This is a genomic window from Kitasatospora sp. NPDC057936, from assembly GCF_042887525.1.
Lineage (GTDB): Bacteria > Actinomycetota > Actinomycetes > Streptomycetales > Streptomycetaceae > Kitasatospora.
In genome coordinates this window covers 1-8,855 of sequence record NZ_JBHVPD010000179.1, presented here as the reverse complement: position 1 = coordinate 8,855, position 8,855 = coordinate 1, and the positions used below count along the sequence as shown (strand labels likewise).

General features: G+C 77.4%; 1 protein-coding gene. It reads right to left on the bottom strand.

The genetic code is table 11. From position 1 onward, the window contains the following. Positions 1-8,855: type I polyketide synthase (locus ACFVU9_RS44940; protein WP_387603781.1), on the bottom strand; the 8,855-nt coding region annotated here is incomplete at both ends.

Genomic DNA, 8,855 nt, shown 5'->3' with positions numbered 1-8,855 from the left:
CGGAACAACGCCACCTCCAGCGCGAACAGCGCCGGCTGCACATACCCCGTGTCATCCAGCAGCGCGGCCTCCGCCGACCCCTCCACCGCGAACAGCACCGGGCGCAGCGGCCCGGCCAGCCGTCCCTCGAAACCGGCGAGGACGGCGTCCAGCGCGTCGGCGAACACGGGGTGGGCGGCGTACAGCTCCCGCCCGGCGCCGGGGCGCTGCGAGCCCTGGCCGGGGAAGAGGAAGGCGGTCTTCCCGCCCAGGGCCGAGCCCTGGACGAGCTGCGGCGCGGCCTGGCCGTCGACGAGGGCGTGCAGGCCCTGCGCCAGCTCGGCGCGGTCGGCGGCGAGCACGGCGGCCCGGTGGTCGTGCAGCGTGCGGGTGGTGGCCAGCGAGTGGCCGAGGTCGCGGACCGCCAGCTCCGGGTGCGCGGCGAGGTGGCCGAGCAGCAGGGCGGCCTGCTCGCGCAGCGCGGCGGGCGTCGCGGCGGAGAGCGGGACGGGCAGCGGCCGGTCGTCCGGGCGCTCCTCGGCCGGCTCGGCCGCGGGCGGCGCCTCGACGATGACGTGGGCGTTGGTGCCGCTCGCGCCGAAGGCGGAGACGCCCGCCCGGCGCGGGTGGCCGGTGGCCGGCCACGCGGTCTCCTCGGTGAGGAGCTCGGCGGCGCCGGCCGTCCAGTCGACGTGCGAGGACGGCGTGCCGACGTGCAGCGTGCGCGGCAGCACGCCGTTCTGCATCGCCAGCACCATCTTGATCACGCCTGCCACGCCGGAGGCCGCCTGGGTGTGGCCCAGGTTCGACTTCAGCGCGCCGATCAGGACGGGCCGTTCACGGTCCTGGCCGTAGGTGGCGAGGAGCGCCTGGGCCTCGATCGGGTCGCCGAGCTTCGTGCCGGTGCCGTGCGCCTCGACGGCGTCGACCTCCGCGGGCGTCAGGCCCGCGTTGGCCAGGGCGCGGCGGATGACGCGCTGCTGGGACGGGCCGTTGGGCGCGGTGATGCCGTTCGACGCGCCGTCCTGGTTGATCGCGGAGCCGCGCAGGACGGCCAGCACGCGGTGGCCCCGGCGCTCGGCGTCCGAGAGCCGCTCCACCACCAGGACGCCGACGCCCTCGGACCACGCGGTGCCCTCGGCGGCGTCGGAGAAGGTGCGGCAGCGCCCGTCCGGGGACAGCGCCCCCATCTCGCCGAACTCGACGAACCCGACCGGGCTCGACATCACCGTCACGCCGCCCGCCAGGGCCAGCGAGCACTCGCCCGACCGCAGGGCCTGGGCGGCCAGGTGCAGGGCTACCAGCGAGGACGAGCACGCGGTGTCCACGCTGACCGAGGGCCCTTCCAGCCCGAGGGTGTAGGAGAGCCGGCCGGACAGCAGGCTCGCGGACTGCGCGGTCTCGACGTGCCCGAGCTGGCCGATGGCCGGCCGGTAGTCGCCGCTGCCGCCGCCGATGAACACGCCGGTGTCGCCGCCGCGCAGGCCCGCCGGATCGATCCCGGCGCGCTCCAGCGCCTCCCATGCGGTCTCCAGCACGAGCCGCTGCTGCGGGTCGACGACCATCGCCTCGCGCGGGGAGACCCCGAAGAAGGCGGCGTCGAACTCGGCCGCGTCGTACAGGAACCCGCCCTGCTGGGTGACGCTGCGCCCGCGCCCGTCGCGGTCGCCGTGGGCCAGCCGGTCGAGGTCCCAGCCGCGGTCCGCCGGGAACGGGCCGATCGCGTCGGCGCCCTCCCGCAGGAGCCGCCACAGGTCCTCGGGCGAACGGACGCCGCCCGGGTAGCGGCAGCCCATGCCGACGATCACGATCGGGTCGTCGGTGTCCGCGGCGACGGCCGAACGCTCCGGCTCCTGCGCCTCGTCGAAGAGTTCGGCGCGGAGGTGGGCGGCGAGGGCGGCCGGGGTCGGGTAGTCGAACACGAGGGTCGCGGGCAGGCGCAGACCGGTCGCGGTGGTGAGCCGGTTGCGCAGGTCGACGGCGGTCAGCGAGTCGAAGCCGAGGTCCTTGAACGGGTGCCCGGACGGCACGTCGTCGGCGTCGGCGTGACCGAGCACGGCCGCCGACTCGGCCCGGACGATCGCCAGCAGCGCCTCGGTGCGCTCGGCCGCCGACCGCTCGCGCAGACCGGCGCGCAGCCTGTCAGTGCGGCTCGCGGTCTCCTCCTCGGGCTCCGCGGCGACGCGGGCCTCGGGCAGGTCGGCGAAGAGCCGGGTCGGCCGGGTTTCGGCGAAGGCGGGCGCGAAGCGCTCCCACGCCACGTCGGCGACGGTGACGGCGGAGCCGTCGAGGGCGGCGGCGAGGGCCGCCAGGGCGCGGCCGGGGGCGACGGGCGGCAGCCCGTTGGCCCGCAGGTGCGCGGCCAGCGAGTCGGGCGTGCTGCCCGCCCAGGCGCCCCAGGCGACGGCGGTGGCGGCCCGCCCGGCGGCGCGGCGGGACTGGGCGACGGCGTCCAGGAGCGCACTGGCGGCGGCCTCGTCGGCCCGGCCCTTGACGCCCCAGGTGCCGGCGATCGACCCGAACAGCACGTAGGCGTCGAGCTCCCGGTCCGCGAGCGCCTCGTCGAGCGCCGCGAGGTCGGAGAGCAGGCCGGAGAGGTGGTCACCGGGCTCGCCGGAGCGGCCGGTGTAGAGGACGGCGGAGAGGTCCGGCAGCTCGGGGAGGGAGTCACCGGGAGTGCCGACGACGAGGGTCAGGTCGGTACCGGACTCGCCGAGCTCGGCCCGCAGTTCCATCCCATCCACGCCGATCCGATCACCGGCCGCATCGAGCACCCCGGCCGCATCGGGCGACTCGTCGCCACGCGCACCGGCCACCGGCACCGACTCTCCCGTCAGCACCACCACGTGCTCGGCACCCGCCTGGGCGAGCCAGCGGGCCGTCGGGGCCGCGTGGCCCTCCGGGTCGCCGACCACCAGGACCGTGCCGCGCGGGGTCCACGGCCGTGCCGTGTCGGCCGTCGTGGCGCGCACGAGCCGGCGGGCGAAGGCCCCGGCCGTACGCAGCGCCAGCTGGTCCTCGCCATCGCCCGCGGCGAGCAGCGCCCGCAGCCGGGCCGCCGTACGGGCGTCGTCGGGCGCCTCCGGCAGGTCGATCAACCCGCCCCAGCCCTCCGGGTGTTCGAGCGCCACCACCCGGCCGATGCCCCAGACCGCCGCCTGCGCGGCGTCCTGCGGGGCCTCGGTGTCGCCGACGGCGACGGCGCCGCGGGTGAGGCACCACAGCGGGGCCTCGACGCCGGCCTCACCGAGGGCGGCGAGCAGGGCGTCCGGCCGGGCGAGCCCGGTGGGCACGCCGCCGGAGGCGGCGAGCAGGGACACCACCCCGGCGATCGGCCCGGCGATCGGGGCCAGACCCACGGCGTCGACCGTCACCCGCTCCACATCCGCGCCCAGCGCGGCGAGCACCGCGGACGTCCAGGAGTCGTCCTGCCCCTCCGCCACGAGCGCCAGCCACGTCCCCGGCAGGGCGTCCGGCCCGGCAGGAGCCGCGTACGGCTTCCAGACCGCCCGGTAGCGCAGCCGGTCCGCGTCCGTCCGCTCGGTCCGGCGGCGGCGCCACGCCGAGAGGGCGGGTAGCAGCGCGCCGAGCGACGTGTCGTCGTCCAGGCCCAGCGTCGTGCCCAGCGCAGCGGTGTCGGCGCGCTCGACGGCGGACCAGAACGCGGCGTCCGCCGGGTCGCCGGCGGCGACGGGCTCGGGTGCGCGCTCGGGCCAGTAGAGCTCGCGCTGGAACGGGTAGGTGGGCAGGTCGACCCGGCGGGCACCGGTGCCGTCGAACAGCCGCGTCCAGTCGACCGGCACGCCCGCGACGTGCAGGCGGGCCAGCGCCGTGACCAGGGAGTGCTCCTCGGGCCGGTCGCGGCGCTGCAGCGCGGCGACGGGGCCGTCCACGGTCCGCTGGACGAGCGCCGACAGCACGCCGTCGGGGCCGAGCTCCAGGAAGGCGGTGGCACCCGCCTCTTCGAGCGCCCGGACGCCGTCGGCGAAGCGGACGGTCTCGCGGACGTGCCGCACCCAGTACTCGGGCGACTCGACGCCGTCGGCGAGCGCGCCCGTCAGGTTGGAGACCAGCGGGATCGAGGGCGCCGTGTACGCGAGCCCGTCGAGGACGGCCCGGAAGCCGTCCAGCATCGGCTCCATCAGCGGGGAGTGGAAGGCGTGCGAGACGCGCAGGCGCGTGGTCCGCCGGTCGGCGAAGTGTGCCTCGATCGCGGCGACGCCCTCGGCAGCGCCCGACACCACCACGGACGTCGGACCGTTCACCGCCGCGATGGAGACGAACTCGCCCAGCAGCGGGAGGACTTCGTCCTCCGAAGCCTCCACGGCGAGCATCGCTCCACCCTCCGGGAGCGCTTGCATCAGCCGGCCGCGCGCAGCCACCAGGGCACACGCGTCCTCCAGCGAGAACACCCCGGCGACGTGCGCCGCCGCCACCTCGCCGATCGAGTGCCCGGCCACGAACTCCGGCCGCACGCCGAGCGATTCGACGAGCCGGAACAGCGCCACCTCGACCGCGAACAGCCCGGCCTGGGCGTACTCCGTCCGGTTCAGCGGCTCCGCGTCGTCGCCCCACACCACGTCGCGCAGCGGCCGGTCCAACAGCTGGTCCAGCCGTGCGCAGACGCCGTCGAAGGCCTCGGCGAACACCGGGAAGCGGGCGTACAGCTCCCGTCCCATGCCGAGCCGCTGCGAGCCCTGCCCGGAGAAGAGGAACGCCGTCGAGCGCTCTCCCGCCACCCCGCGCGCGACCTCCGCACCGTCCAGCAGCACCGCCCGGTGCCCGAGGAGCGCACGCCCGGCGGCCAGCGAGTGGGCGACGTCCAGCGCGGACGGCCCGTCCACGTCGGCGAGGCGCGCGAGCGAAGCGTCCAGCGCGGCCTCCGACTTGGCGGAGACCACCCACGGCGCCGCGCCCACGGCCGACACCGAACCGGCTGCCTCAGGATCGGCAGGCGCCTGCTCCAGCAGGACGTGCGCGTTGGTGCCGCTGACGCCGAAGGCGGAGACGCCGGCCCGGCGCGGACGGCCGGTGGACGGCCAGTCGCGGGCCTCCGTCAGGAGCTCCACGGCGCCGGCCGTCCAGTCGACGTGCCGGGAGGGCGCGTCGACGTGCAGCGACTTCGGCAGTTCCCCGTGCTGCATCGCGAGCACCGTCTTGATCACGCCGGCGGCGCCCGCGGCGGCCTGGGTGTGGCCGAGGTTGGACTTCACCGAGCCGAGCAGGAGCGGGAGTTCGCGGTCCCGTCCGTAGGCGGCCAGCAGGGCGTGCGCCTCAATCGGGTCGCCGAGGGCGGTGCCGGTGCCGTGCGCCTCGACGGCGTCGACCTCGGCGGCGGTCAGGCCCGCGTCGGCGAGGGCCGCGCGGATCACCCGCTGCTGGGCCCGGCCGTTGGGGGCCGTCAGCCCGTTCGAGGCGCCGTCCTGGTTGACGGCGGATCCGCGCACGACCGCGAGCACCGGGTGCCCGTTGCGCCGCGCGTCCGAGAGCCGCTCCAGCACCAGGACGCCCGCGCCCTCGGACCAGGCGGTCCCGTCGGCGGCGTCGGCGAAGGGCTTGCAGCGGCCGTCGGAGGCCAGTCCGCCCTGCGCGGTGAACTCGACGAAGGCGTCCGGGCTGGACATCACCGAGGCGCCGCCGGCCAGGGCCAGCGAGCACTCCCCGGCGCGCAGCGCGCGGGCGGCCAGGTGGAGCGAGACGAGGGCGGAGGAGCACGCGGTGTCGACGGTGACGGCCGGGCCCTCCAGACCGAGGGTGTAGGAGAGGCGGCCGGACAGGACGCTCGCCGTGTTGCCGGTGGCGGCGTGGCCGCGGACGTCGGCGGTGCCGCGGCGCAGCACGGTCAGGTAGTCCTGCCCGTTGGTGCCGACGAAGACGCCGGTGTCGCTGCCGCGCAGCCGGTCGGGGGCGATGCCGGAGCGCTCCAGGGCCTCCCAGGAGGTCTCCAGGAGGAGGCGCTGCTGGGGGTCCATGGCGAGGGCTTCGCGGGGCGAGATGCCGAAGAAGCGGGCGTCGAAGCGGCCGACGCCGTCGAGGAAGCCGCCGTGGAGGGTGGCGGAGCCGCCGCGGCCGAGGGCGTCGAGGTCCCAGCCGCGGTCGGCGGGGAACGGGCGGATGGCGTCGGCGCCGTCGCCGAGCAGCCGCCAGAGGTCCTCCGGGGACTCGATGCCGCCGGGGAAGCGGCAGGCCATGCCGACGATGACGACGGGGTCCTCCGAGACGTCCCGCGGGGCCGGGGCCCGGTCGGGTTCGGGGAGGGTGCCGAGGAGTTCGGCGAGGAGGTGGGCGGCCAGGTCGGCCGGGGTCGGGTGGTCGTAGACCAGGGTGGCGGGCAGGCTCAGGCCGGTGGCGGCGGTGAGGGCGTTGCGCAGTTCGACGGTGGTGAGGGAGTCCATGCCGAGGTCGGTGAAGGGCTGGTCGGCGCCGACGCGTTCGCCGCCCGCGTGGCCGAGGACGGCCGCGACGCGGGTGCGCACGAAGTCGAGGACGAAGCGCTCCCTGGCCTGCTCGGACAGTTCGGCGAGGCGCTGCCGCAACCCGGACTCCGGGGCGGCCGCGGCCGGCCGGCCGGCCGCTCCGGCCAGCGGGGCGATCAGCGGGACGGGCCGCTGCGCGGTGAAGACGGCGGCGAAGCGCTGCCAGTCGATGTCGGCGACGGTGAGCGCGGTGTCGTCGTGGTCGAGGGCGTGTCCGAGGGCGGTCAGGGCGCGCTCGGGCGCCATCGGGCCGTAGCCGCCGCGGCGCACCCGCTGTTCGACGCCGGCCCCGGCCATGCCGTCGCCCGCCCACGGGCCCCACGCGATGGCGGTGGCCCGCAGGCCACGGGCGCGGCGCTGCTCGGCGAGGGCGTCCAAGGAGGCGTTGGCGGCGGCGTAGTTGGCCTGACCGGCGGCGCCGATGGTGCCCGCGGTGGAGGTGAAGAGGACGAAGGCGGCGAGGTCGGCGTCGCGGGTCAGCTCGTCGAGGTGGTGCGCGGCGTCGACCTTGGGACGGAACACCTCGGCGAAGTGCTCGGCGGTCAGGGTGTCGAGGGTCCCGTCGGCGACGACGCCGGCGGTGTGGAAGACCGCGGTGAGCGGCCGGTCGGCGGGGACTGCGGCCAGGACGGCCGCGAGGGCGTCCCGGTCGGCGGCGTCGCAGGCGGCCAGGGTGACGTCCGCGCCGAGCGCGGCGAGGTCGGCGCGCAGTTGCTCGGCGCCGTGGGCGTCCGCGCCGCGGCGGCTGAGCAGCAGCAGGTGCGGGGCGCCCTGGGCGGCGAGGCGGCGGGCGAGCTGCCCGCCGAGGCCGCCGGTGCCGCCGGTGATCAGGACGGTGCCGGCGGGTGCGTACGGCCGGGTGGCCGGGCGCCCGCCCGACGGGTGGCCCAGCGGGTGAGCCAGCGGGTGGCGCACGAGGCGCCGGGCGAAGGTGCCGGAGGCGCGGACGGCGAGCTGGTCCTCGCCGTCGGTGCGGGCGAGCGCGGCGGCCAGGCGGCGCAGCGCGGTGTCGTCGAGCTGCTCCGGCAGGTCGATCAGCCCGCCCCAGCGGGTGGGCAGTTCGAGGGCGGCGGAGCGGCCGAGGCCCCAGACGGCGGCCTGCCGGGGGTCGGCGGGCCGGTCGGAGCGGCCGGTGGCGACGGCGCCGCGGGTGAGGCACCACAGCGGGGCCTCGACACCCGCCTCGCCGAGGGCCTGGACGGCGGCGACGGTGGCCGCGAGCGGGTCGTCGCCCGGGGCGGCCGGGGAGCCGAGGGCGAGCAGGGACAGGACGCCGGTGACGTCACCGAGCTCCGCCTCGCGCAGCTGTGCGGCGAGCGCGGCCCGGTCGGTCGAGGCCCGGAGAACCACCCCGTCGACCAGCCCGTCCGCCCACGGCGCGTCGTCCGACGCGAGCACCAGCCAGCGGCCGGAGGGCCGGGCCGCGGCGTCGCCCGTCGCGTCGAGCGGCGTCCAGGAGGCGCGGTAGCGCCAGGCGTCCACGGTGGTGCGCTCGCGGCGGGCGCGGCGCCAGGTGGAGAGGGCGGTCACGGTGTCGGTGTCGAGGTCCAGCCCGGCGCCGAGCGCCCCGAGGTCGCCGCGGTCGACGGCGGCCCAGAACTCGGCGTCCACCGGGTCGGAGCCCGCCGACGGGACGGGCCGGGACTCCGGCCAGTAGCGCTCCCGCTGGAACGGGTAGGTGGGCAGGTCGGCGCGGCGGGCGCCGGTGCCGGCGAAGACGGCCGCCCAGTCGAGGCGCAGGCCGCCGACGGCCAGCCGGGCGAGCGCGGCCGTGAGGGCCGGCGCTCCGGGCCGGCCGCGGCGCAGCGCGGGCACGCCGGTGAGGCGGGCGCCGTCGCCGAGGGTGTCGCGGGCGGCGGCGGTGAGGACGCCGTCCGGGCCGAGTTCGAGGAAGGCGGCGGCGCCGTGGCCGGCGAGGGCCTGGACGGCGTCGGCGAAGCGGACGGTGCCGCGCACCTGCCGGGCCCAGTAGTCGGGTGCGGCGAGCTCGTCGGCGGTGGCGGGGGCGCCGGTGACGGTGGAGATGAGCGGGATCGCCGGGGCGTCGTAGGTGAGCGTGGCGGCGACGCGGGTGTAGGCGTCGAGCATCGGCTCCATGTGCGGCGAGTGGAAGGCGTGCGAGACGCGCAGGCGCTTGGTGCGCCTCCCGGCGAACTCCCCTGCGATGCGGAGGACTTCGTCCTCGTCGCCCGCGAGCACCACCGCCGTGGGCCCGTTGACGGCGGCGATGGAGACGCCGTCCGTCAGCAGCGGCAGCACCTCCGCCTCCGTTGCCTCGACGGACACCATCGCTCCCCCACCGGGGAGTTCGGACATCAGCCGAGCCCGAGCAGCCACCAGCGTGCAGGCATCCTCCAGCGAGAACACCCCCGCCACGTGCGCCGCAGCGATCTCACCGAT